General features: G+C 68.3%; 1 protein-coding gene. It reads right to left on the bottom strand.

Translation table 11 applies throughout. The features are described from left to right. Positions 1-42: 42 nt before the first annotated feature. The coding region (locus DS839_RS35950) for a hypothetical protein (RefSeq protein WP_162919027.1) at positions 43-606 on the bottom strand (564 nt) is incomplete at its 5' end.

Raw genomic sequence — 606 nt, forward strand, 5'->3', positions numbered from 1 at the left:
CGCTGCCCGGGAACTCCGGCACGAAGGGCCAGCCGCCCACCGCTACCAGGATCTTCTCGGCACGCCGTACTCGCCGGCCACCTCGACGGTGCCGCTCTCGGGGACCAGGACCGGGGCGTTGTCACCGACCACCACCTGGGTCACCCGGGCGCTATCGGCGCCTTCGGTATCCGGGGTGCCATCGGTCATCACGTTGCCGGTGATGGCGTCGTAGACGCCCTCGCCCAGCTCGGCGCCGACGTCCTCGGCGGTGGGCACATCGTCGAGGATCTCCACCGTCAGCGTGCCACTGGCGGTGTCGCCGTCGTTGTCCGTCACGCTGACCGCGAAGTTCTGGAACAGCTCGGTGTCGTCGTCCGGCTGCTCGTGGATCTTGTTGCTGTTGAGCGTGTAGCTGTAATCCACCGTGTAGGTGCCGTCACCGTTGTCGGTGTAGCCGGTGATCGCCAGCACGTTGCCGGCCCCGGTGGTGATGCTCGGCAGGGTGCCGACCACCACGCCGTCCTGGACGATGGCCTCGGCGGTCAGCTCGTTCACCTTGCCGGTGCGCCTCTCCACCATGGGCGCCACGTAGCGCGCCCGGATGCTGTCCGGGTCGATGATCTC

The sequence above is a fragment of the Taklimakanibacter deserti genome, assembly GCA_003574785.1.